The sequence below is a fragment of the Actinocorallia aurantiaca genome (assembly GCF_039533685.1).
Lineage (GTDB): Bacteria > Actinomycetota > Actinomycetes > Streptosporangiales > Streptosporangiaceae > Actinocorallia > Actinocorallia aurantiaca.
The window spans coordinates 217,183-239,321 of the sequence record NZ_BAAATZ010000037.1 but is presented as its reverse complement, the minus strand read 5'-3'; the positions used below and the strand labels follow the sequence as shown (position 1 = coordinate 239,321).

The 22,139-nt window shown below is 69.2% G+C and carries 25 protein-coding genes; 12 read left to right on the top strand and 13 right to left on the bottom strand.

Annotated elements, in window-relative coordinates; genetic code table 11:
• Positions 1-4 precede the first annotated feature (4 nt).
• A complete protein-coding gene (locus ABD327_RS36010) occupies positions 5-1,429 on the bottom strand; it encodes an LVIVD repeat-containing protein (RefSeq protein ID WP_344457897.1) in 1,425 nt (474 codons plus the stop codon).
• Positions 1,430-1,603: 174 nt separating this feature from the next.
• Between ABD327_RS36010 and ABD327_RS36005 the strand changes: the two genes are divergently transcribed.
• Positions 1,604-2,224, top strand: a complete 621-nt coding sequence (locus ABD327_RS36005) for a DUF305 domain-containing protein (protein ID WP_344457895.1) — start codon at positions 1,604-1,606, stop codon at positions 2,222-2,224.
• 94 nt (positions 2,225-2,318) lie between these two features.
• Here ABD327_RS36005 and ABD327_RS36000 read toward each other — a convergent pair whose 3' ends face one another.
• Positions 2,319-2,927: a phosphoribosylanthranilate isomerase gene (locus tag ABD327_RS36000; RefSeq protein ID WP_344457893.1), complete on the bottom strand. Its 609-nt coding sequence runs from the start codon at positions 2,925-2,927 to the stop codon at positions 2,319-2,321.
• 64 nt (positions 2,928-2,991) lie between these two features.
• Between ABD327_RS36000 and ABD327_RS35995 the strand changes: the two genes are divergently transcribed.
• The 6 genes from ABD327_RS35995 to ABD327_RS35970 all read left to right on the top strand — a co-directional run bounded on the left by ABD327_RS35995 (position 2,992) and on the right by ABD327_RS35970 (position 9,038).
• A complete protein-coding gene (locus ABD327_RS35995; RefSeq protein WP_344457892.1) occupies positions 2,992-3,453 on the top strand; it encodes a hypothetical protein in 462 nt (153 codons plus the stop codon).
• Positions 3,348-3,914, top strand: coding sequence for a YciI family protein (locus tag ABD327_RS35990; RefSeq protein WP_344457889.1), 567 nt, complete (start codon positions 3,348-3,350; stop codon positions 3,912-3,914). Before ABD327_RS35995 ends, ABD327_RS35990 begins: the two co-directional genes overlap by 106 nt.
• 231 nt (positions 3,915-4,145) lie before the next feature.
• A complete protein-coding gene (locus tag ABD327_RS35985; protein WP_344457887.1) occupies positions 4,146-5,273 on the top strand; it encodes a chymotrypsin family serine protease in 1,128 nt (375 codons plus the stop codon).
• A 75-nt stretch (positions 5,274-5,348) separates the two neighbouring features.
• Positions 5,349-5,645 (top strand): hypothetical protein, encoded by a 297-nt coding sequence (locus ABD327_RS35980; RefSeq protein ID WP_344457884.1) that lies wholly within the window; start codon positions 5,349-5,351, stop codon positions 5,643-5,645.
• A 651-nt stretch (positions 5,646-6,296) separates the two neighbouring features.
• A complete protein-coding gene (locus ABD327_RS35975) occupies positions 6,297-7,529 on the top strand; it encodes an oxygenase MpaB family protein (RefSeq protein WP_344457882.1) in 1,233 nt (410 codons plus the stop codon).
• A 576-nt stretch (positions 7,530-8,105) separates the two neighbouring features.
• On the top strand, positions 8,106-9,038 hold the full coding sequence (locus ABD327_RS35970; RefSeq protein ID WP_344457880.1) for an NBR1-Ig-like domain-containing protein: 933 nt from the start codon (positions 8,106-8,108) through the stop codon (positions 9,036-9,038).
• An 81-nt stretch (positions 9,039-9,119) separates the two neighbouring features.
• Here the strand turns inward: ABD327_RS35970 and ABD327_RS35965 are convergent, their stop codons facing one another.
• The 3 genes from ABD327_RS35965 to ABD327_RS35955 form a co-directional block, all read right to left on the bottom strand.
• A complete protein-coding gene (locus tag ABD327_RS35965; protein ID WP_344457877.1) occupies positions 9,120-10,061 on the bottom strand; it encodes a SpoIID/LytB domain-containing protein in 942 nt (313 codons plus the stop codon).
• 33 nt (positions 10,062-10,094) lie between these two features.
• Positions 10,095-10,979 carry a peptidase inhibitor family I36 protein gene (locus tag ABD327_RS35960; protein WP_344457875.1) on the bottom strand — a complete coding sequence of 295 codons (885 nt, stop codon included), beginning with the start codon at positions 10,977-10,979 and terminating at the stop codon, positions 10,095-10,097.
• 70 nt (positions 10,980-11,049) lie between these two features.
• The gene (locus tag ABD327_RS35955) at positions 11,050-11,892 is read right to left on the bottom strand and encodes a peptidoglycan-binding domain-containing protein (RefSeq protein WP_344457872.1); all 843 of its coding nucleotides are present in this window, start codon (positions 11,890-11,892) and stop codon (positions 11,050-11,052) included.
• Between the two features lie 242 nt (positions 11,893-12,134).
• Here ABD327_RS35955 and ABD327_RS35950 point away from each other — a divergent pair, with 242 nt between their 5' ends.
• Both ABD327_RS35950 and ABD327_RS35945 read left to right on the top strand, forming a co-directional pair.
• Entirely contained in the window at positions 12,135-12,503 is a 369-nt protein-coding gene (locus tag ABD327_RS35950; protein WP_344457870.1) for a nuclear transport factor 2 family protein, read from the top strand.
• Between the two features lie 12 nt (positions 12,504-12,515).
• The gene (locus ABD327_RS35945) at positions 12,516-12,857 is read left to right on the top strand and encodes a DUF1330 domain-containing protein (protein ID WP_344457868.1); all 342 of its coding nucleotides are present in this window, start codon (positions 12,516-12,518) and stop codon (positions 12,855-12,857) included.
• 6 nt (positions 12,858-12,863) lie between these two features.
• Here the strand turns inward: ABD327_RS35945 and ABD327_RS35940 are convergent, their stop codons facing one another.
• The 8 genes from ABD327_RS35940 to ABD327_RS35905 form a co-directional block, all read right to left on the bottom strand.
• Positions 12,864-13,205 carry an anti-sigma factor gene (locus ABD327_RS35940; RefSeq protein ID WP_344457866.1) on the bottom strand — a complete coding sequence of 114 codons (342 nt, stop codon included), beginning with the start codon at positions 13,203-13,205 and terminating at the stop codon, positions 12,864-12,866.
• A 12-nt stretch (positions 13,206-13,217) separates the two neighbouring features.
• On the bottom strand, positions 13,218-15,953 hold the full coding sequence (locus ABD327_RS35935) for an AAA family ATPase (protein ID WP_344457864.1): 2,736 nt from the start codon (positions 15,951-15,953) through the stop codon (positions 13,218-13,220).
• 89 nt (positions 15,954-16,042) lie between these two features.
• Complete coding sequence (locus ABD327_RS35930; RefSeq protein WP_344457861.1) at positions 16,043-16,453, bottom strand: VOC family protein; 411 nt, start codon at positions 16,451-16,453, stop codon at positions 16,043-16,045.
• Positions 16,454-16,586: 133 nt separating this feature from the next.
• The gene (locus ABD327_RS35925) at positions 16,587-16,904 is read right to left on the bottom strand and encodes a GNAT family N-acetyltransferase (RefSeq protein WP_344457858.1); all 318 of its coding nucleotides are present in this window, start codon (positions 16,902-16,904) and stop codon (positions 16,587-16,589) included.
• Positions 16,905-17,040: 136 nt separating this feature from the next.
• The gene (locus ABD327_RS35920; RefSeq protein ID WP_344457856.1) at positions 17,041-17,340 is read right to left on the bottom strand and encodes a cytochrome C oxidase subunit IV family protein; all 300 of its coding nucleotides are present in this window, start codon (positions 17,338-17,340) and stop codon (positions 17,041-17,043) included.
• Positions 17,341-17,343: 3 nt separating this feature from the next.
• Entirely contained in the window at positions 17,344-17,946 is a 603-nt protein-coding gene (locus ABD327_RS35915; protein ID WP_344457853.1) for a cytochrome c oxidase subunit 3, read from the bottom strand.
• Positions 17,943-18,722, bottom strand: a complete 780-nt coding sequence (locus tag ABD327_RS35910) for a hypothetical protein (protein WP_344457851.1) — start codon at positions 18,720-18,722, stop codon at positions 17,943-17,945. The genes ABD327_RS35915 and ABD327_RS35910 overlap by 4 nt, the downstream gene beginning before the upstream one ends.
• Positions 18,719-19,459, bottom strand: coding sequence for a hypothetical protein (locus tag ABD327_RS35905; protein WP_344457849.1), 741 nt, complete (start codon positions 19,457-19,459; stop codon positions 18,719-18,721). Before ABD327_RS35905 ends, ABD327_RS35910 begins: the two co-directional genes overlap by 4 nt.
• Positions 19,460-19,640: 181 nt before the next feature.
• On the opposite strand from ABD327_RS35905, the gene ABD327_RS35900 reads away from it, so the two are divergent.
• The 3 genes from ABD327_RS35900 to ABD327_RS35890 all read left to right on the top strand — a co-directional run bounded on the left by ABD327_RS35900 (position 19,641) and on the right by ABD327_RS35890 (position 22,064).
• The gene (locus ABD327_RS35900) at positions 19,641-20,231 is read left to right on the top strand and encodes a TetR/AcrR family transcriptional regulator (protein WP_344457847.1); all 591 of its coding nucleotides are present in this window, start codon (positions 19,641-19,643) and stop codon (positions 20,229-20,231) included.
• A gap of 104 nt (positions 20,232-20,335) precedes the next feature.
• Positions 20,336-20,896 (top strand): RNA polymerase sigma factor, encoded by a 561-nt coding sequence (locus ABD327_RS35895; RefSeq protein WP_344457845.1) that lies wholly within the window; start codon positions 20,336-20,338, stop codon positions 20,894-20,896.
• Positions 20,889-22,064, top strand: coding sequence for a CU044_5270 family protein (locus ABD327_RS35890; RefSeq protein WP_344457843.1), 1,176 nt, complete (start codon positions 20,889-20,891; stop codon positions 22,062-22,064). The genes ABD327_RS35895 and ABD327_RS35890 overlap by 8 nt, the downstream gene beginning before the upstream one ends.
• The last annotated feature ends 75 nt before the right edge of the window (positions 22,065-22,139 follow it).

The window sequence follows — 22,139 nt, the reverse complement described above, 5'->3', positions numbered from 1 at the left end:
CGGGTCAGAACAGGTCGAACTGGGTTTGGGCGTTCAGCTCCGGGTAGGTGTGGCGCTTGGCGCGGTCGGTGCGCGGATCGGTGAGGTTCAGGACGTCGAACCCCTTCTGGATGTCGTTGGAGAAGATGTAGCCGTTGTAGTAGTACGACGACCACGAGCCGCCCGTGATGAGGGAGGTCTCCGACAGCGGCCCGCGCTCGAAGAACGCGATCTCCTTCGGCTTGCGCGAGTTCGTGAAGTCCCAGACCGAGATCCCGCCCTGGTACCAGGCCTGGACCATGATGTCCTTGCCCTTGACCGGGATCAGGTTGCCGTTGTGGGCGACGCAGTTCTCGGTGTCGGCGTTCGCGCGCGGGATCTTGAAGTAGCTGGCGAAGACCAGCTTGCGGCGGTCTCCCTTGCCGACGATGTCGTACACGGCGTTGGCGCCCTTCTCGGGGCCGATGGCCGCGTTGCAGGTCGCCGTGCCGCCGCCGCCGAGCTCGTCCGTGAAGACGATCTTATTGGCCTTGTTGTTGAAGGTCGCGGAGTGCCAGAACGAGAAGTTCGCATCGTCGCGGACCGCGGTGATGAGGCGCGGCTTCTCCCGGTCCGAGATGTCGAACAGCGCGCCGTCGCCCATGCAGGCGCCGGCCATCAGCTCCTTCTCCGGGTAGACGGTGAGGTCGTGGCAGCCGGTGGTCTGGTAGGTGCCCTCGGGGTAGGGGAGGCCGTCCCCGGGGTTGCCCCCGTCGCTGAACAGGACGGGCTCGGCGACCAGCGACGCCGCCGTCGGGTCCTTCACCGGCACCTTGATCACGGAGATCTTGTCGTGCGGGTACGAGCAGTCCGGACCCACGCTCGACTCGCCGAGCAGGTAGGACGAGACGTACAGGTAGACGGTCTTCTTGCTCTTGGCCGGCACCAGGGTGTGGGTGTGCGACCCGCACTTGGTCTCGACCGACTTGACGTACCTGGGGTTCGCCGGGTCGCCGATGTCGAAGATCTTGATTCCCTCCCAGGCGGTCGCGTCGGTGACCGGCTTGGCGACGCTCTGGCAGGAGTCGTCGCTGCGGGAGGAGTCCGTCGACAGGAACAGCAGGTTCCCGCTGATGGAGATGTCGTTCTGGGATCCAGGACAGAGGACCTGGCTGACGACCTTGGGTGCGGCGGGCTTGCGGATGTCGTACACCGTGAAGCCGTTGTAGTTGCCGGCGAACGCCAACTTCCCCTTGAAGGCGAGGTCGGAGTTCAGGGCGCTGACCGAGGCGAACGGCCCCTCCTTGGGGAGGTTCGCCAGGTGCTTGAGGTTGGGGCTCGACACCATCTCGTCCACGCCCGGGATGGGCGGGGCGGCGGACGCGGGGGCGGCGCCGAGGATGAGGGCGAGAGCGGCGAGTACCGCGGTCAGGATTCGGGCGGTCGGTCTGTGCGTGACTCTGGAGGCCATACAGGAGCTCCCTTGACGGACACGGATCGATCGATCGCCGCGAGTATCGCCCGTTTCTCTCCTTTTACGAAAGCCCTTACAAGTTTGTAACGATGTTGGTATGGCGTGACATGTCGCTGGGGAGGTGGCGGACTTGTACCTTCACGTCTTGACGGACGAAGGGGAGTGCTTCACATGAGCGTCTCTGGACACGGTCTCCGCGCCCTCGCCGCTGCGGCGCTGACGGCCTCGCTGCTGACCGGCTGCAGCGGCGGCGACGCCCCGGTCGAGGGCCCCACCGCGACCATGCTGGCCCCGGGCCGCCCGGGCGAGCCGAACGCGACGGTCACCGCCGGCCCGACGGCCCAGCCCGCCCCCACCGAGGCCGACGTCGCCTTCATGCGCATGATGATCGTCCACCACGGCCAGGCGGTCGTGATGTCCGACCTGGCCCCCACCCGCGCCTCGGACGCCCGCGTGAAGTCCCTGGCCTCCCGCATCCGCGCCGCCCAGACCGGTGAGATCACCCTGATGCGCGACTGGCTCCGCCGCAACAAGAAGCTCCCCGCCTCCGGCCACGACCACCACTCCATGCCGGGAATGATCACCCCCGACGAACTGGAGTCCCTCGAGTCGTCGAGCTCGACGGCGTTCGACCGCCTCTACCTGACCCTCATGATCAGGCATCACGAGGGCGCCCTGGAGATGGCCGACACCCTCCTGGCCAACGGCACCGACACCACCACCATCCAGCTGGCCAAGGACGTCGTGGCCACCCAGCGGGCCGAGATCAACCGCATGCGCGACCTGCTCTAGGCCGCTGGTGCGCGGCTGTTCGTGAAACCCTCGCGAGGCTTCGCCCGGCGATGTGACGAGCCGGTCATGGACCGGCGGCGGGCGTGCGCCGTCCTCAACGTGCCGAGCGTGCGGCCTCGACGAACGAGGTGATCAAAGCGGGGCTCTTGACGCCGCGGCTGCTCTCGACCCCGCTGGAGACGTCCACGCCCCACGGGAGGGCGGACCGTACGGCCTCCCGGACGTTCTGCGGCGTCAGGCCGCCGGCGAGAAGCCACCGGTCTCCGGGGCCGGCGAACCCCTTCACCGTCCAGTCCCAGGTGGTGCCGGAGCCGGGAACGGGCGCGTCGAGCAGGAGCAGGTCCTCACCGAGTTCACCGCAGCGCGGCGCGGGGTCCCGGTAGGCGGTCCCGCGGATCAGCGTCAGCCCTTCACGCCGGAGCGTGGCGTAGTGGTCCGGGCCTTCGCCTCCGTGGAGCTGGATTCCGCGGACTCCGGCGAGGTCGGCCAGCCGCCGCACCTCGGCCGCCGTCTGATCGCGGAACACCCCCACGGTGAGCACGTGCTCGGGCACCCGTCGCGCCAGTTTCGCCGCCGCGGCGGCGTCGACGCGTCGGGGGCTCTCGGCGAAGACGAATCCGACGGCGTCCGCTCCGGCCTCGATCGCGGTGTCCACATCCTGCTCCAACCGCAGCCCGCACACTTTGATGAACAGCTTTTCCATGCGGCCATCGTTCCTCCACCGTCCCGTGAACACCAACCCCGGTCTCGCCGGGTATGGGGATGCCATGGTGAAACGTGTGCTGTGGGAAGGACTGGTCGCGGGGACGGCCGGAGCCGTGGTGATGACGCTGGGGGAGAAGGCGGAGCAGCGGCTGACGGGCCGCCCCGACTCGTACGTCCCGGCGCGGGTGCTGGAGCGGCTGACCGGGATGGCCGAGCGGCCCGGACGCCGGTCCGAGCCGGTGAACTGGGCCATGCACCTGGGCCAGGGGGCCGTGCTGGGCGTGCTGCGTTCGGTGATGGCCCACGCCGGACTGCGCGGCCCGTGGTCCTCGGCGAAGTTCGCGGTGGTCCGGCTCACCAACGACCAGATCCTGGAGAACGCCACCGGAGTCGGCGCGCCGCCCGCTATGACTGGGGCATGGAGTTCTTCTGTTATCACCGGGATCGGGTGGGCGCGCTGGAGTTGCGCAGGAGTCTGGGGGAGCGGCACTGGTCGTACATGGACGGGTTCGCGGAGACGATGATCGCCCGGGGGCCGACCTACACCGAGGAGGGGCCGACCGGGAGCGTGCACGTCCTCGGGCTGCCGGACGCGGCGGCGGCGCGGGCGTTCGCGTTCGACGAGCCCGGTCACCAGGCCGGCGTCTACCGGGACGTCCTGCTGCGGCGCTGGCGGAACACGCTGGGACGGACGATGTGGGAGCACCCGATGAAGCGGGACGCGGAGGGCTACCTGGAAGTCGAGGACGGCTACCTGGTCATCGGCCTAGGTTCCGGCGAGCCCGCCGACCTGGACCTTCCGCGTGATGCGTCCCCGCTGATCGCCTACGGCCCGCTGCTGTCCGACAATGGCGCCGCCTGGCTCGGCACGGCCGTCCTCCTGCGCGCCCCCTCCGCCGACGCCGCCCGCTCGATTCTGACGGACGGCCGCTACGGCTCGACCGAAGTCCACCGCTGGACCCCCGGCGGCCGCCCGGTGCCCTGACCGGAATCAGCACCTGTGAATTCGGCGGAATCGCCTTCCCGCTCGGCCACTGCAAACTCGGAAATTCTTCAAAACGGAGAAGACCCTACGAAATGAACTCACGCCCGGCGTATCGCCAGAGAAATTCTGGTTAAAAAATCCAGGCCATGCGCCTGTCATCAGGAAAAACGGGAATTCGGCTCAGCGGAGGAACATCAGCTAAGAACTTCGTTAAACAGAGGGATGTGCACGATGGTCGGATCGACTCCAAACGGAGAGCAGTTCTCCTATCCTGAGGATCTCGGCAGTGAGAATGCCGAAATGGAATTCAGTCCTTCGGTGGATCCCATGGCCATGTCCGCGATACAAGGCGTCTCCAGCGCGGTCATCGACGCCAAGGAGGGGATCGCGGAGGCGATTCAGCGCGGTGTACGGGACAGGCGTCCGGGGCCGATGGCCACCGAGGACCTCCAGGGCGCGGGGAACATCCAGGGGGTCGCGATAGGCAGGGGCGGTGCCGGAGGGTCCGTTCCGCCCGGAAGCCCGGCGCTCACCGTCTACGTGGCCGAATCCACCGGACCCGACGAGCTGCGTTCGGTGATCGTCGATGCCATGAGGGTCCGGGCCGCCGCGGACCTGCCGATCGCAGTGGTCAGGTCCGGAGTCATTCGGCCGCTGTCCAACACCGCCAGGCTGCGGCCCGCGCCGTGCGGATACTCGGCCGGCCACACCGACGACACGACCGGGACCATCGGTTTCCTCGCGACGGGCATGAGCGCTCCCCGGGACAGCCGGCTGCTCAGCGTCAGCAACAACCACGTCTACGCCAACAGCAACGACGCCAAAGCGGGAGACTGCCTCTGCCAACCCGGCTACGTCGACGGCGGATCCTGCCCGGACGACAAGATGGCGCTCCTGGAACGGTTCGTGCCGCTCAAGTACGACGGCAGCCCGAACCACGTCGACTGCGCCACCGGCTGGTGCCTGCAGGGCACCGCGACACCGGAACTCGCCTACCACACCAACACGGGTGTCACTTATTTTCGGATAAACAGCCAGCCCAAGGATGCCGTGCAGGGGACCATCGTCGGAAAGACCGGCCGCACGACCCAGCTCACCGAAGGCATCGTCCAGGCGCTCGGCTGGTCGGGGACGATAAACTACGACTCCCATGGTCCGGCGTTCTTCACGGGCCAGATAGTGGTCGAGAAAATGGGCGACAGGGATTTCAGCCAGCGAGGGGACTCCGGTTCGGTGATCTGGACCTGGGATTCCCATCTGAACCCCGTGGGGCTTCTGTTCGCAGGCGGAATCGGGGTCACTTTCGCCAACCCGATCTCCTGGGTGCTGCAAGCCCTCGACATTCGTCCGATCACCTGAGAGCGGCGTCCTGGCGGGGGAACCGAGCCTTCCCCCGCCAGGCTCGTGGCGTTCGCCTCCGGCACGAGGAGTCCCATGGAAAGAGATCCCCGCTTCTTCGAGCCCCCCCACGACACCGGGGAAGACGCGCAGGTCTCCTTCGAGCCGCCGTCCCGGCCCGGCGGTTCCCCGTTGGACGAGGTCATCGAGCGGCACCGAAGTGAGATCCTGGCCCTCGACGGCGTCGAGGGAATCGACCGGAGCCGAGAGCAGGACGGAACCGAGGTGATCCGCGTCCACCTCAGCGACGCGTCCCAGGAGTCGCGGATCCCCCGGGAACTGGACGGCCATCCGGTGATCACTTTGCTCACCGGCCCTTTCGAAGCACTCTGAAACACCGGAACGAGTCGGCACGCCTCGGCAGAGCACGCTCCAGGCCGACCCGCATCACCCGCATGCCCTCCGCAGCCGGCGCACCGGCTGCCCGGTGGTCTCTTCTCAACCGTTCTGGGACACCGCCACACGACGAACCACGACACGGTGATCCAGGCGCTGGCGTTCAGTTCCGACGGCACGCGGGTCCACAGCGTGGGCCAGGACGACGCGGCACTCGTCACCCGTATCGTCGACCCGGGTTTCCGGAGGTCTATCCGTCAGCGGATGATCGTCAGCTCTTGCTGACGCCGTGGAGTTTCGCAGATTCCCATCGAACTCACGATTTCGACGGGCCGGACACGGCCGACGCTCGTGGCCGACGACCCACTGGTCTCGGAACTTCCCTCGTAGCGATTCCTCCGGCGGGGTGACGGCCCTGAGAACCCCTGAATCGTGAGGCCGGCGCAGTGGTTGTGCCGCGGTGAGGAAGAGCAGGCCAGGCTGCGTGTTCTCCCCTCGGCCGCCTCGTTCCGCTGCCCGCCGCCAACGGTTCTCGCGGGACGGGTCTTGTGATGGGCGACACCTTGTGCTCTTATTGGACTCGCTATGCAAGATACGCAGATGCAGATCTTGTTTCAGTGCATCATCGGTCTCGGCTGAGGAGCAGGTATGAACAATCCCAGCAGGCGCAACGTGTTGCTGGCGGGTGGCGCGTTGGGCGCGTTGGGCGCATTGAGCGCGGCGACGCCGGCGTGGTCGTGGTCACCGAAGGGATCGGTCGTCGGCGAGGGCGACGGCCTGGACCCGAAGACCGTGTGGGACCCGGAGGCGGACCAGGTGGTCGCCGCCGTGATCGAGCGGGGCGAGACGTCCAAGGTCAACGCGCTTCTGGAGAAGTGGACCAAGAACGGCCAGGCGCTGCCGGCCGGGCTGCCCGCGGACCTGAAGGCCTTCATGGAGAAGGCCCGTCAGCTGCCGTCGTGGACGGACCAGGGCAAGCTGGCCGCGGCGGTGAACTTCAACGAGAAGCGCGGCCTGTACCTGGGCGTCACCTACGGCTTCGTCAGCGGGATGCTGAGCACCGTCATCCCCAGGGAGGCGCGGGCCGTCTACTACTCCAAGGGCGGCGCGGACATGCGCGACCGCATCACCAAGACCGCGAAGCTCGGCTACGACGTCGGCACGAAGAACGCCTTCGCCCCCGAAGGCGAGATGATCGTCACCTGCGTCAAGACGCGTCTGGCGCACGCGGGCGTGCGGTACCTGCTGCCCAAGTCCCCGCACTGGGACGCGGTCGCCGACGAGTCGATCCCGATCAGCCAGGCGGACATCATGGTCACCTGGCACAGCCTGCCCACGACGGTGATGCAGCAGCTGAAGCAGTGGAAGGTCCCCATCGCGGCGGCGGAGTCCGAGGGGTTCCTGCACTCCTGGCAGGTCACCGCGCACATGCTCGGCGTCAAGGACGAGTACATCCCCGCCACGTGGGACGAGGCGAACTCCCAGGCCGCGCAGGTCCTCACCCCGATCCTGGGCCCCACCCCCGAGGGCGTGAAGCTGGCCGACACCCTGCTGAACCTGGCCGACTTCATCGACGGCGGCATCGTGAGCGCGCCGGTGCTGGCGGCGCTGACGCGCTACACCCTGGGCGACGAGATCGCCGGCTGGCTGAAGATCCGCGAGACGCCGTTCTGGTCCGGCATCCTGGACACCGCGTGGGAGCCGTTCATCGCCGTGCGCGAAGGCCTCCTCTCCCTGGAGAAGGCGCCGGGCCCGGTGCAGAAGTTCTACTGGCTCTTCGACGAGATCCTCCGCCTGGGCGTCCTCCTCGTCCTGTCCGGAGCGAAGTTCCCGATCAGCATCGGGATCCCCGAGATGAACAACCCGAACTACCCGAGCTGAACGGTCGAGGCGCTCTCAGGCCCCTGTCGACACGGACCCGGAATCCCCTGGACTTCCGGGTCCGATCCGTTCGGCGGAGGCCGTGGCGGCGCACAGGGCCGTTCTTGAGCAGCTGCCCCTTCTTCTGGAGCTCGCTCGGACGTTTTCGTCCTGGACGACCCCTGGGCCCGGGGTGAACCGGAAGACGGGAGGGAGAAGGAGCGGAGGGACGAAGGGTGCGCGGTGGAGCCGCCTTTCTGAGGGTGCGGGGTCTCGGCGGGCGGTTCGGTTCCCGTGCGGTCGGATCTACGGCCGTCGGTATGCGCGGGGATGAGCCGGACGGCTTTTCGTGTGTTCACCGAGCTTGCGGCGATCTTCACGGGTCGATCACGCGCCGCGCCTAGCCGGTCGGCATCCGCGGACCGCTCGGCAGCAGAAGATCTGAATTCAGGGTAATGGCACCAGTTCGTGTGGCTTTTTCCAGCCGTTTTCGGTGTGTACTTGAGTGAGGCGTGTGGGCGCTGTTAGCTTCGCCCTGTGGACCCTATGCGTGCACGGGCGGAGTCGATCGAGGACTTCGCGGAGGCTCTTCGGGAATTGCGCGACTCGGTCGGCAATCCATCTTTCCGGGAAATGTCCGGCAGGTCGGGGGCGATCTCCCACACGACGCTGCACGAGGCCACGAAGGGCAACCGGCTTCCGAGCTGGGAGACCACCGTCGAGTTCGTCAAGGCGTGCGGCGCCGACCCGGCCGAGTACCGCGAACGCTGGGAGTGGGCGAACCTGCCGGTCAGAGCGCTGAGGGCCTGGAGTCCCGAGAACCGTGCGGGTGCCCCGGCGGACGGTCCTTCCGGTGGACTCGCCTTCTCCTCCGCAGGCGACGGGGAACGTCATATCGTGCACCTCGGCGGCGAGTCGCAAACGCCCCGGTCCGCCGGCGAGACCCTGGCACTCGTGCCTTCACCGCCCTCACCGCCCGGCGAGGTCGTGAGCGATGCCCGGCCCGTCCTTCCCGTGCCGGGGAGCCGAGGACGGCGCCGCCGGACCCTCCCGGCCGCGGCCGTGCTCGCGACGGCGGCCGTGGGCATCGGGGTGGTGGTCACCGTCGATCGCCGGCCCGACTCCCCGCCCCCGATTCCCGCCGCGCTCTCCCAGACGCCGACCGAGCCCAGAATTCCCGGTGACATAAGCCAGTTCCTCGCCGACGTCACCATTCCCGACGGCACTGTGGTGAGGCCGGGCGAACGGTTCGTGAAGACCTGGGAAATCCTTAACGCGGGCACCGCCGCATGGCGTGGCCGCTTTCTCGCCCGCGGCGCGTTCCCGGCGGACAATGGATCCTGTGAAACACCGGCGAAAGTGCCCGTTCCCGATACGAAACCGGGCGGGAAAGTACAGGTGAGCGTGCCGGTGACGGCGCCGAGCACGCCCGGCTCGTGCTGGGTCGGCTGGAAGATGGTCGATGGCGAGGGCAACTCGTTCCTTCCCGGAGCCCGGCCGATCTTCTTCGTGGTGAACGTCCGGGACTGAGTCCGTCAGCGCGCGGGGGCACCGTCGGTGAACGCGGGTTCCCCGCCGTACGCGACGGCGGGGAACCTGAGACGGACGGGTTCAGGAGAGAACGATCCGCGTGTAGTAGGCCTTGAGGATGGTGGTGTGGCTCTGACCTTGGTCGGCCTTGTCGCGAGAGCCGTACTGCGACATCCAGTCCCCGCTGACCCACGCGCCGCACGCCGTCGTCGTCGAGCAGTAGTGGGCTTCCAGGATCTTTCCGTCACGGGTCATGCGGGTGTTCCAGGTGGCGTCCACCGCGGCGCTCGTCGCGGTCGTCGCGGTACCGGGCTTGTACACCTGGCTGTCCGTGTTGTCCTTGACGTCGTAGCACGCGCCCCACGACGTCTTGCGCGTCGAGGTCAGCGCCCAGTACCAGCCGAAGTTCTTGACGGCCATCGCGCCGGCCTTGAGGGACTCCGCCGGCCAGCTCGGCACCCACTCGTTGGGGAGGACGTTCTTGACGTAGGTCTTGAAGTCGACCCGGTCCACGCGGCCCAGGGACACCCGGTACACGAGGATCGTCGTGGGCAGCTTGCTGTGCGTACCGTCGGTCGTGCACCCGGTCGGCCCGGAAGCCAGGAACTCGTGTGAGGCGTTCTGGTTCTTGAGGGTGGTGTTGAGGTTGGTCTTGGCGCCGGGGGCGAAGTCCTGGTAGCTGCCGGCGTAGCCGCTGTTGTAGTAGACGCGGACGGTCTTGGTGCTGCGGTTCCAGGCGGAGGCGGCTTCGTTCTTGATGCACAGGCCCTTGCCGGCTCCGGCACCTTTGAAGTCGTAGCACGAGGGTTGCGTCGTGCCGTAGTCATCGAGGGATCCGGTGAAGTCGGAGAGCGATCCGGCGTGGTCGCTGTTGTAGTAGTAGCAGAATTCGCCGCTGTCGCAGATGCCGTCGCGGGCCGCCGCCGAAGCGGGCGTCGCGGTGGCGAGGACCGCCCCGCCGAGGACGATCGAGATGGTCGCGGAGGCGAGCCGTGAGAGCAGCCGTGTGATTCGTCGAGACACGGGAGGACTTCCTCTTCTCGTGTGGCCGCGGCGTCAGCGGACGTTGTAGCCCTGGGAGACCCAGAACGAGTTCGGGTTCGGGTTGTCCAGGACCGAGTCGCCGACGCTCTTGGCCGCGCGCGTCTGCCGTCCGATGCGCATCTCGACGTGGGTGTGCGCGGCCGAACTGGACGACACCCCGCGCCACGCCTCGTCGGCGATGACCTGGCCGCGGCTGATCTGCTGGCCCACGGCCAGGGAGGACCGCGGAGCGGAGTGCAGGTAGATGATCGTCTTGTTCAGCGAGGAGTTGTAGACGGAGAGCGTGGAGAGCCCCCCGCCGCCGTTGTAGCCCGGCGCGATGTAGACGACCTCACCGCTCACCAGGGCACGGACGTCCGCGCCCACGCTCTTGGCGATGTCGATGCCCTCGTGCCGGCCGGGGGTGGTGGTGTAGGCGTCGAAGTGGCAGGTGACGGTGCCGCCGCCGCCCGAGTAGAGCGCGTCCGACAGGTCGCCTCCCGACGAGCGGAACTCGTGTGAGGCGTTCTGGTTCTTGAGGGTGGTGTTGAGGTTGGTCTTGGCGCCGGGGGCGAAGTCCTGGTAGCTGCCGGCGTAGCCGCTGTTGTAGTAGACGCGGACGGTCTTGGTGCTGCGGTTCCAGGCGGAGGCGGCTTCGTTCTTGATGCACAGGCCCTTGCCGGCTCCGGCGCCCTTGAAGTCGTAGCAGGAAGGCTGCTCCGTGCCGTAGTCGCCGAGGGATCCGGTGAAGTCGGAGAGCGATCCGGCGTGGTCGCTGTTGTAGTAGTAGCAGAATTCGCCGCTGTCGCAGATGCCGTCGCGGGCCGCCGCCGAAGCGGGCGTCGCGGTGGCGAGGACCGCCCCGCCGAGCGCCGTCACGGCGGTCGCGGCGGTGAGGATCGTGTTGAGCGTTCGCATGCTGTTCTCCTTGTGTCTGCAGAGCCTGGGGTTTCGGATGGTCGGCGTTGCCCGGGTCGCGGATGGGGGATCAGAGGCGCTGGTACTCCTCCCAGGTATGGATGGTCACCTGCGGTCCGTCGTCCGGGCCGCGGCCGGCGAGCCCGTTCAGGCCGAGGTAGTAGTCGCCGGCCTGGTGCTGGGCCTGGCTGGAGAGGTCGGTGTCGCTGAGGGCGACGGCGTGGATGTGCCAGGGCCAGTCGCCTTGCGAGGGGCTGCGCACCCATGCCGCGAAGCCGACACGGCGCAACGCCCGGGCGACGGTGGTGCGGGTGGCGGAGGTCATCCCCTGGACCGAGATGTCGACGACGCCGCCGCCGTCGTGGGTGCCCGCGGACGTGGGGTCGCCGCCGGGGTTGTACGAACCCTGTTCCAGCACGAGCTGACGGCCGAGAAGCCGCTCCGCCTCGGCCAGCATGCTCTGCGTGCGGGCGTTGACGACGAAGCCTTCATCGGTGGACACCCGGGCGCCTGGAGCGATGACCTGCGTGACCTTGAAGCGGTCCGTGCCGAGCTTGGTGAGCGACGTCTTACCGGGCAGGCCGTTGGCGTCGAGACCCGTGTAGCCGAGCGACTTCTGGTAATTCGCGTAGGCGGCGATCGTCGTGGTGCCGAAGTAGCCGTCCACCCACCGCGCATCGAGGAGGTTCCGGTCGCGCAGCGCCTGTTCGACGAGGAGCACGCCGGCCTTGGCACCAGGGGTCAGTGTGTCGTCGGCCCGCCTCGGGTCGATCTGGGCCGCCTTGACGGTGGCCTCCATGTTCACGCTCGGAAGGACCTCGACGGCCGCCCGGGCCGTCGATGCCGGGGACACTCCGATCACGGAACCGAGCAGGGCGGCCACCGCGAGGGCGGCGCATGAGGGCGGCTTCATCGTTTCTCCCGTCGCGAGCGCCGGGGCGTCGCCCACGGCAGCTTCACGGTCAGGGACCGCCCCGAGATCCACAAGAAGATCGGTGTTGTCAGCTCGCCTGACAGGCTTCGCTTACAGCCCGCGCCGGGGCGCCCGTCGTACTGAAGGCGGGGGCGAAAGTACCTAAGCGCGTCAGATTCCCCGTCGTTCTCCGCTCTCTAATTTGGTGGTCACAAGAGAGCACGACCGCTGAGGAGAGAGACATGAGCGACACGAACGAACTGGTCCAGCGCTACCTCGCCGCGTGGAACGAGACCGACGCCGGCGCGCGGCGGGCCGTCCTGGAGGAGGTCTTCGCCGAGGACGGGGTGTACACCGACCCGCTGGTCTCCGTGCGGGGCAGGGACGGGCTCGACGCGGCCATCGCGGCGGTCCAGGGGCAGTTCGGCGGACTGGTCTTCAGCTTCGGCGGCGCCGTGGACGCCCACCACGACATTGCGCGGTTCGTCTGGCACCTGGGGCCCGAGGGCGCCGAACCGGTCGTCGTCGGCTTCGATGCCGTCGTGATCGGTGAGGACGGACGGATCAGCCAGGTGCTGGGCTTCCTCGACAAGGTGCCGGCCGGAGCTTAGGAGGAGGGAACCATGACCGCTTATGCGATCGCGCATCTTCGCGACCCGGAGGAGTTCCACCCGGAGGTGCTGGAGTACATGGAGAGGATCCAGGCGACGATGGACCCGTTCTCCGGCCGTTTCCTCGTCCACGGGGGAGCGGTGGACGTCCGGGAGGGCCGGTGGCCCGGGAGCGTCGTCATGCTCGAGTTCCCGTCGGGGGAGAACGCGCGGGACTGGTACGAGTCGGCCGCCTACCAGGCGATCCTGCCGCTGCGCGCGGACCACCTGGAGGGCGATCTGATCATCGTCGAAGGGGTCGGGCCCGGCCATACCGCGGCCGCGAAGGCCGCCGCGATCAGGGCGGGGATCTGACGTCCGTCAGGCGGGGACGTCGTAGTTGAAGCCGAAGGCGCGCGCACCGGTCTCCGTACGGGGCCGGTGGCTCGTCCTCGGGCCGAAGGCGACGTAGGCGCCCGGGCCGTGGACGCGGTCGCCCTCGATGACCTCGCCGCTCACGACGTAGTACGCCTCGCCGTAGGCCTCGTGGACGTCGAGGTGCGGCCACACGGCTCCCGGGTCGAGGTCGATCACCCACGGCCGGATCCCCGGCATGCCGGGGAGCGTCCGCACGCGGACACCGGGGCCCAGTTCGACCGGCGGGACCTCGTCGACGGCCACGGGGAGCATCTGTCCGGGCAGCACCTGTTCCGGAGGGGTCATCGGAACAAGATCTCACAGCCCCAGCCGGTCGGCGAAATCCCTGAGCTCGCTCCGGGAGGCGACGCCGAGCTTGGGATAGGCCTTGTAGAGGTGGTAGCCGACGGTCCGGTGGCTGAGGAAGAGCTGCGCGGCGATGTCGCGGTTGGACAGGCCCTGCACGGCGAGCCGGGTGATCTGCAGTTCCTGCGGGGTGAGGTCGGCGGCCGCGCCTTCGGCGGGCCTGGGGCCCCGGTCCTGGGCGCCGGCCGCGGTGAGCTCGCCGCGGGCGCGTTCGGCCCACGGACGCATGCCGAGCCGGTCGAAGACCTCCAGGGCGTCGTTCAACGGCCCGCGCGCCTCGGCCTTCCGCCGGGCTCTGCGCAGCCACTCGCCGTAGAGCAGTGCGGTCCTGGCGTACTCCAGGGCGCGGCCGTCCCGGTCGTGCAGCTCGAGGGCCTGCGCGTAGAACGCCTCGGCCCGGTCGCCGACGGCGAGCAGCCCGCGGCAGCGCAGCACGAGCGCGTCGGCCCAGGGCCGCCGGACCGATCCGGCCCACTGCTCGAAGCGCGCCAGAGGCTCGGCGGCGCGTTCCGGCGCCCCCACCCGTACGGCCGACTCCACCAGGTCGGGCAGGGAACGGGTGGCGCAGATGTGATGGCGCATCGGCTCGCGGGTGAGGCGTTCGAAGCGGGCGAGCGCCGTCTCCGCGCGGCCGAGCCCGAGGTCCAGCAGGCCGAGCGACCAGTGCGCCCACGGCGCGCCCGGGGAGACGGCTCCGTCGGCGGCCGCGGCCAGCCCCTCTTCGGCGTTGCGCCGGCAGGCCGCCTCATCCCCTCTGGCCGCGTCGAGGTAGGCGAGCACGCTGCTGAACTGGCTGATCCACTGCCGCTGGCCGGTGTCACGGGCGAGCTGCAGGGCCTCGGTCGCTGTGGTGAGCGCGTCCCGGTGCCGCCCGGCGAACACCTCGCCTTCGGCCATGAAGAACAGTACGGTCGGCAACCGTCCGGCACCGCCGCGGGCGCGGTGTTCGGCGGCGAGCGCGGTCGCCAGCTCATAGGCGTCGGCATCCTGGCCCGACGCGAGCGCCGCTCCGCAGAGGATCATCAGCACCTGGTCGGGGACCCGGCCCCGCCGCCGCACCGCCGCGAGGACGTCGCCCAGCGGCGGCGGCCGCTCAGAACGGCCCCGGTCGAGCTGGACGAGGTAGGGCACCACCGGCGCGAGTGGATCCGCGTCCTCCAACGGCAGCGCGGCCAGCCGGTCCAGCGTCGCCGCGAGCTGCCGTTCCCCCAGATACCAGGAGGTGTGAACGGCTTGGACCAGCAGCATGGCGGCCCGACCCGGGTCGGTGTCGCGGACGAGTCCGGCGCCGTCGAGCAGCGACCGGTGGGCGGCGGCGTAGGAGCCCTGCCAGAAGTCCGCCAGCGCCCGCACTTGGGCGATCCGCACGTTCACCGTCGGGGCCTCGTCCAGCCGCCGGCCCGCGCGGTCTCCCAGGGCTCTGGCACGCTCCAGATCACCGGCCTCCAGCGCGGCCTCCGCCGCCAGGACCTCGCGATGAGCCCTGGTGGAGGGCTCGACGCTCAGGCGGGCGGCCCGTTCGTACGCCGCCGCGGCCGCCTCGTAGCCGCCGCGTTCGCAGGCGCGGTCGGCGGTGCGTTCCAGCGCGGCGGCGACCTCCTCGTCGACTTCGGTGGCGGCGGCCGCCAGGTGCCAGGCCCGGCGGTCGGCGTGCTCGGGCGAGCCCAGCGCGGCGGCGAGCGCACGGTGGACGGCGAGGCGCCGCCCGATCGGCGCCCGCTGGTAGACGGCGGCACGGATCAGCGGGTGACGGAAGCGGATCGCGGTGCCGTCGGCGTCGTGGAGCACCAGGCCGGCCCGCTCGGCGGGGGACAGGTCCTCGACGGCCGCGCCCAGGGCGGTTCCGGCACGCAGGATCACGGCGAGCTCGCCGGTCTCGTCGGCCGCCGCCACCAGGAGCAGGCTCTGGCAGGCCTCCGGCATCCGGCCGACCTGCCCGTGGAAGGCCAGCCGCAGACGGTCGGTGAGGGGGAGCGCCCCGGGTGAGAACGTGCTGCCGCCCTCCGCGGCCAAGGCGACCGGCAACTCCAGCAGGGCCAGCGGATTGCCGCCCGCCTCGGCGAGCAGGCGGTAGCGCACGGCGGGCGCGAGCGGATGCCGGTCGAGCAGGGCCGCGGCCGCCTCCGGCGCCAGCCCGGCGAGACGCAGCTCGGGAAGGCCGGGTGCGGGAAAAGCCCCTTCGCCGTCCCGGGCGGCGAAGACCATGACCACACCCTCTGCGTGCAGGCGCCGGGCGGCGAACAGGAGAGCGTCCCGTGACGCCCGGTCGAGCCACTGCGCGTCGTCGACGAGGCACAGCAGCCCCGTCCCGTCCGCGTGCTCCGCCAGCAGGGAGAGAACCGCCAGCCCCACCAGCATCGGCTCGGAGCCGCCCGCGGGCCCGAGCCCGAACGCCCCCTCCAGAGCCTCGCGCTGCGGCCCGGGCAGCGCGGCGAGGGATCCGAGCACCGGACGCAGCAACAACTGCAGCCCCGAGAACGGCAGCTCCGCCTCGAACTCGACCCCCGTACCGCGGATCACCCGCATGTCCCCGGCGACCGCGGCGGCATGGTCGAGCAACGCGGTCTTGCCGATGCCGGGCTCACCGCGCAACACCAGCGACGAGCTGGTGCCTTTTTGAGCCCCCGCCAACAGTGCGGCGATCGCCTCTTCTTCGGACCTTCTCCCGTGCAGTTCCCCCGAGCCCATGGGCCCATCCTGGCATTCGTCCGTGAACGTCCCGTACGAGTGGATCAAAAGCGATCGCGGGTGCCCCGGCGTGGAATCAGCAGGGACGGTCAGCCGAGGGACGACTGCGAGGTGACCATCCAGACGTGCCCGTCGGGATCGGCGAAGGTGCCGACGTAACCCCAAGGCCGGCGGCCGGACGGGGCGATGATCTCGGCTCCGGCCCGCAGCGCGCGCTCGACGAGTTCGTCGACGGCGGAGTCGGTTTCGGCGGGCAGGTTGAGCAGGCACTCGCTGCTCCCCTGCGGGACGGCGTCGCGGCCGCCGGTGACCCAGCCGAAGCCGCCCGTGGGGATGAGCATGAGGCGGACACCGTCGTTGAGCGCGAACTGCAGCGGCTCGGGCACGCCGTCGTCCGCGACCTCGCCGACGGGCTCGAAGCCCAGTCCGTCCCGGTAGAACGCGAACGACGTCCGGCGGTCGGCGATCGGCAGGCAGACGATGACGGGGGCTGCGGTCATGTGAGTCTCCTCAGACGGATCGGTGCCGGTCCTGCGGGAACAACTGAGCAGGAACTCACACTAGGCGGCAGCCCTGACAGAACAACGGTTCCGCCCGCTTTCGGGCAGGCAGCGGAGTGCCGCCTCACCGCCGTCAGTCACTCACGTGGCTCCGTGACTGGTAGGCCAGTTCGGCGTAACCGGGGTTGCGGCGCATCCAGGCGGCGATGAACGGGCAGGTCGCCAGCACCCGCAGACCCCGGTCCCGGGCGTCGTCCAACGCGGCGCGGGCCAGCGTCCCTCCGACGCCGCGCCCCTCATAGGCGCCGTCGACCTCGGTGTGGGGATAGACCACCAACTCCGGCCCGCGCATGTACTCGGCGAACCCCGCCAGAGCCCCATCGATGTGGGCCTCGAAACGATTCCGCTCAGGAGCGTCGGAAACGACGACGTCACTGGTGCTACCGGTCAACTGATCTCTCCCTCACAACGGCAACGACCATCCTGCCCCCTTCCGCAGGGAAAACGCACAGATCCCGGCCGCCGCATGGCGGAATGCGCTGTCCGGCCTGCGCAGGGCGGCCCCGGCCGAGATCTTCAGCGGTCTTTCAGGTGAGGTAGATGCCGAGGAGGGCCAGCCAGACGACGGCGAGCCATCCGTCTGTCGCGATCTGAAGCCCGCGGGGGGCGTGGCGGACTTCCATGAAGTAGCGGATGATCAGGCGGCATTTGATGAGACCGAGGGCGACGACGGCGACGACGAGTTCCTTGTCCAGGTTCGTCGCGGACGGGGATTCGCCGGGGGCGAGCAGCCAGGCGAGGACGGTCGCGGCCGACAGGGCGGCCCAGACGATCAGGACGGTCAGCTTGTCCCGCTGGAGGAGCGGCGCTGCGGGGAGCCGGGTCACGAGTCACCTCATCAGGTAGAGGAGGGCGAAGATGACGACCCACAGCAGGTCGATCATGTGCCAGAACAGGACGCTCTGCTCGACGATCGCGGGCCGCCGCCCGCGGGAGTCGTGCAGCTCGCGGACCGCGATGCCGAGGATGAGCAGACCGAGGGCCAGGTGGACGAGGTGGACGCCGGTGAAGACGTAGTAGAAGCCGAAGAACTCGTCGTGGATCGTGTGGCCCCGGCTGATCTCGGAGTGCCATTCGTAGACCTTGAGGAGGGTGAACAGCACGCCGCAAGCACCGGTGGCCAGGAGCAGCCGCCGGGCGTTCCGCAGCGCCCCCTCCCGGACGGCGATCACGGCGAGGGCCGCGAACAGGGAGCTGGTGAGCAGGACGACGGTGTTGGTGACGCCGATGCCGACGTTCAGATGCCGTTGGGAGGCGGAGAACTCCTCGACGGACAGGGCCCGGAAGACCATGTAGGTGACGAAGTAGCAGCCGAAGAAGAACAGGTCGCCGAGGACCATCACCCACATGTCGACGCCGCCGGGCAGGCTCCGTTCGCGGACGGGCGGGCTGCTCTGAGCGGTGGCGGGCAGGTCGCGGCCGGGGGCGGTCATCGGGTGCCCTCCAGCTCGTAGAGGGCGGGCGTCCGCGCGGTCTCGGCGGCGGCGGCCTTGCGGAAGAGGGCCAGGAAGCAGACGATCCACAGGCCGAAGACGACGAGGGCGATGTAGAGGGTGATCATGCCGTTCCAGGCGAAGGCTCCGGAGTGGTGGAGCCACATCTGGGAGGCCAGCACTTCGGTGACGACCTGCCAGATCGTGACGTAGGCGAACCATTTGGGGAAGATGCGGTTCTTGTCGTACAGGATCGCGATGGCCACGACGATGTAGGCGGCGGTGAAGCAGCCGAGGGAGCCGTTGTAGGACAGCATGCCGAGGTCGTAGAGCAGGTACATGACGTCGGGATCGCGGTCGGGGCGGAAGGTCGCGGTGAGCCAGCAGACCAGCAGCACCTGGAACCCGGGGATCGCGCCCACGCCCATGGCGGCGATGTAGGCGTAGGCCAGCATCTTGCCCGACGACATGCGCTTCATGAAGTAGCCGATGATGCCGTTGGAGATCGCCGCGCCTCCGGCGATCACCAGGAGGAACACGAAGCCGACCTGGATGCCCATCTGGTGCTTGTCGAACCAGGCCACGGCCTGGAGTTCGGTGACGTCCGGCCGGGGCGGGGGAGTGGCCCGTCCCAGCAGGCATACCCCGACCGACAGGGCGGTGTAGAAGACGCCGAACAGCCAGTAGAAGATCCAGATCTCCCGCTTGCCCTTGCGTTCCGGCTCCGCGGGCTCCTCGGAGCGGTCTTCGGCGAGAGCGGAGCCCGCGTCCGTCATGGCGTCACTCCCTCCTGCTCGGCCTGGCGGGCCAGGGCGGTGCGCAGGACGAAGAACATCACCACGACGAAGAGGGCGAAGGCGCCGTTGCGCAGCCAGAACGACACCAGCCCGTCCCACGCCAGAGGACCGTCGCGGAACACCGCCGCGCCCGCCGAGGGCGCCATGGCCAGCGCGGTCAGCACCGCGTAGTGCCCCACCCAGCGGGGGAAGACCGGCGCCCGATGGTCGTCGGCGTAGACGGCCATGGCCAGCAGTGCGAACTGGGCGACCAGCATGCCGATCGGCGCGATGAAGATGATCCAGGCCAGGTCGTTGAGCACCTGGATCAGCTCGTCGCCCCGGTCGGGCCGGAAGGCGGCCACGGCGAAGAAGATGTTCGACAGCGCGAACAGGGTCGCTCCGGCCACGACGGCGGTCAGGTAGGAGAAGGCGTAGATGTGGCTCTCGCTCCGCATCCGCTGCATCTGCGTCATGATCAGCACGAAGAACGGGACGATCAGGATGCCGAACAGGTTGAAGCCGACCATGCTGAACCGGATCAGCGGGGTGTTGTCCCGGTAGAACGCCCCGACCTCGGCCGCGCTCATGTCCGGCGACATGGGCGGGAAGAAGCCCGGGAAGGCGACGAACAGCACCAGCAGGACGAGCGCGAGCACGGGCGCGGACCACAGGACCGCCCGCTGGGCCCGCAGACCCGAGGCGGACGACTCCTCTTTCTCGGTGAGGACCTGCATGCCTTCCTCTTCTCTTCAGATGTAAAGCAAATTCTCCTCGTGCGTAATCGTGCTTACCGTGTCCGGAGCATGGCACGTTTTTCTGACGGTAGTCAATAATCTGGATGCACTAGGATCCATGGCCATGGCTTCGAGTTCCCCTGGATCGAAACCTGACCACGGTCAGGGAAGGGCTGTCCCGGTGCGTGCGCGTTCGCACGCCAGCCGGGACGCGATCGTCCAGGCGGCGCTGGCCCTGTGGCGCACCAAGGGCTTCGCCGGGACCACCGTCACCGACATCTGCAAGGCCGCCGGCGTCTCCAAAGCGCTGTTCTACGTGTACTTCGCCCGCAGGGAAGACGTGCTCATGGAGATCGAGGTGTTCACCATGCGCGACGCCCACCTCGCCGCCCGGGCCCTCGCGTCCCGCCCCTATGAACTCGTCGACCTGATCGAAGCCGTCATCGGGGTCCTCGAGCACGGCATGCGCCGCTACCCGCCCGAGTTGATCTTCGAAGCCGTCATCGAGACCTACCGCATCGAACGCCGCGCCCTGGCCGAAGGCGCCACCGAAGCCGACCTGGCCTTCCTCTTCCTCGAGCCCTTCGAACAGGCCCGACGCGACGGCAGGCTCCCGCCGGACATCGACATCGTGCGCGCCGCCCGCATCGCCCAGATCCTCGTGGCGGACGGCATCAGATCCTGGGCCGCCGCCGACCGCTGCGAGCGGCCCCTCGCCGAAACCCTCGCCAAGGAGATCAGCGCGCTGCTCGGTGCTTATCGGCATCCCTGACCAGGCCTGGCCGAGGCCATCGTCCCGGCCGGTGACGGCTCGGGAAAGCTGGAGGGCGGTTCGGGTGAGAAGAGGTGGAACCACCCCCCAGCGAAGGGATCCCGATGACGTTGGGCCTAGGGCCACCACGGCTCGCCACGCAGGTCGAGCCGTTCGAGGAGGTGTTCAGCGCCCACTTCGCGGAGATCCACGGCTATGTGGCCCGAAGGCTCGGCGCGGACGCCGCCGAGGACGTGGTGGCCGAGACCTTCCTGACCGCTTACCGCAAACGCGGCTCCTACGATCCCGTCAGGGGCAGCGTCCGCGCCTGGCTTTACGGGATCACGACGAACCTCGTCGGCCGGCACCGCAGAGCCGAGTTGCGGGCGCTGCGCGCGCTCGGACGCCGCGGTCTCGATCCCGACCAGGAGGGCCCTGAGGACCGGGTCGCCCGACGGGTCAGCGCAGAGGGGCTGCGTCCCGGCCTGGCCCGCGCGCTGGCCGCGCTCAACCGGGGTGAGCGCGACGTGCTCCTGCTGGTCGCGCTGGCCGGACTCACCCACGAGGAGATCGCCCAGGCGCTCGGCATCTCCTACGGCACCGTCGGCTCCCGCCTCAGCCGGGCCCGGGCCAAGGTCAAGGACTCACTGGGCGGCGCCAACCCGATGGAGGACCACCATGGATGACCTCGAGACCATCTCCGACTTCTACGGGCCGCCGCCCGCCGCGCCCCCCGCGCTCGAACGCAGGATCCGCACCGGATTCGCCGCCCGCCGCCGCCGTCCTCACCTCTGGCCGGGGCTGGGCGCCGGGCTGGTCGCGGCCTCCGCAGCCGCGGCCCTGCTGGTCTCCGCCGGGGACGACGGCTCGGAGCGGACCACTCCCCGGACCACCGCGACCAGCCGGCCGGTCGCGCTCGACGCCCAGGGGATCCTGCTGGCCGCGGCCTCGTCGAGCCGGAAGGAACCGCTCACGACCGGCACGTACTGGCGCACCCGGGTGATGCAGGGGGGGCATCGGGTCATCCCCGGCAAGGACTACCTGGTCGAGCACCGGCAGCAGACCGAGTTCTGGCGGAGCACGAAAGACGGGATGCGCGAGTACTTCGTGGCCACCGATCTCGGCTACCGGCCGCTCGACCAGGAGGCATGGCGCAGGGACGGGTCGCCGAAGGTCTGGAGGTTCAAGCTGCCGGACGAGGTCGGGGACGACTACGTGATCAAGCACTCGCCGCAGGTGCTCAGAATGGCCGGAGGCAAGGAAAGGGTGCAGTTCTATCCCGGACGTTCCGGGCTGGGCCAGATCGCCGGAGAGGAGATCACACCGAAGCTGCTGGCCGCCCTGCCGACCGACGGCGAACGGCTCTACAAGTGGATCACCAGCCGACTGAACAGGCTCAGCGCGGCGGCCGCACCGGAGAACCGGGCGCGCCCCGCAGAGAAGGCGCACCTGGAGACCAATGAGCTGTTCCAGCTCGGAGTCACCCTGATCTCGCAGGCGCCCAGTTCACCGGAGCTACGTGCGGCGGCCTACGAGATGCTGGCCTTGATCCCCACGGTGGAGGCCCGCGGAGAGGTCACCGATCCGCTGGGCCGCAAGGGCGTGGCGGTCGCCCTGCCCGGACAGGCCACCCAGTACAAGATCGAGAATGGCCGGATGGTGCCCGACGGCGACCGGTTCGACCGGTTGCTGATCGTCGATCCCGCGACCGGCAAGGTGCTGTCCACCACCTCGGTGATCACCGAATCCGAGCTGGGCCCCCCGGGCCGGCTCATGGACTACGACGCGTTCCAGGACTCCGGCTGGGAAGCCCGGGTCCCGGCGAAGTTCAAGCACGCCCGCCCGGTGGTCTGACGGCCGAGAACACCGCGGCCGCCTCCAAGGTCGTGCGACGCGTCACCGGAGCGGCTCGATGCCTTGCCCGTGCGG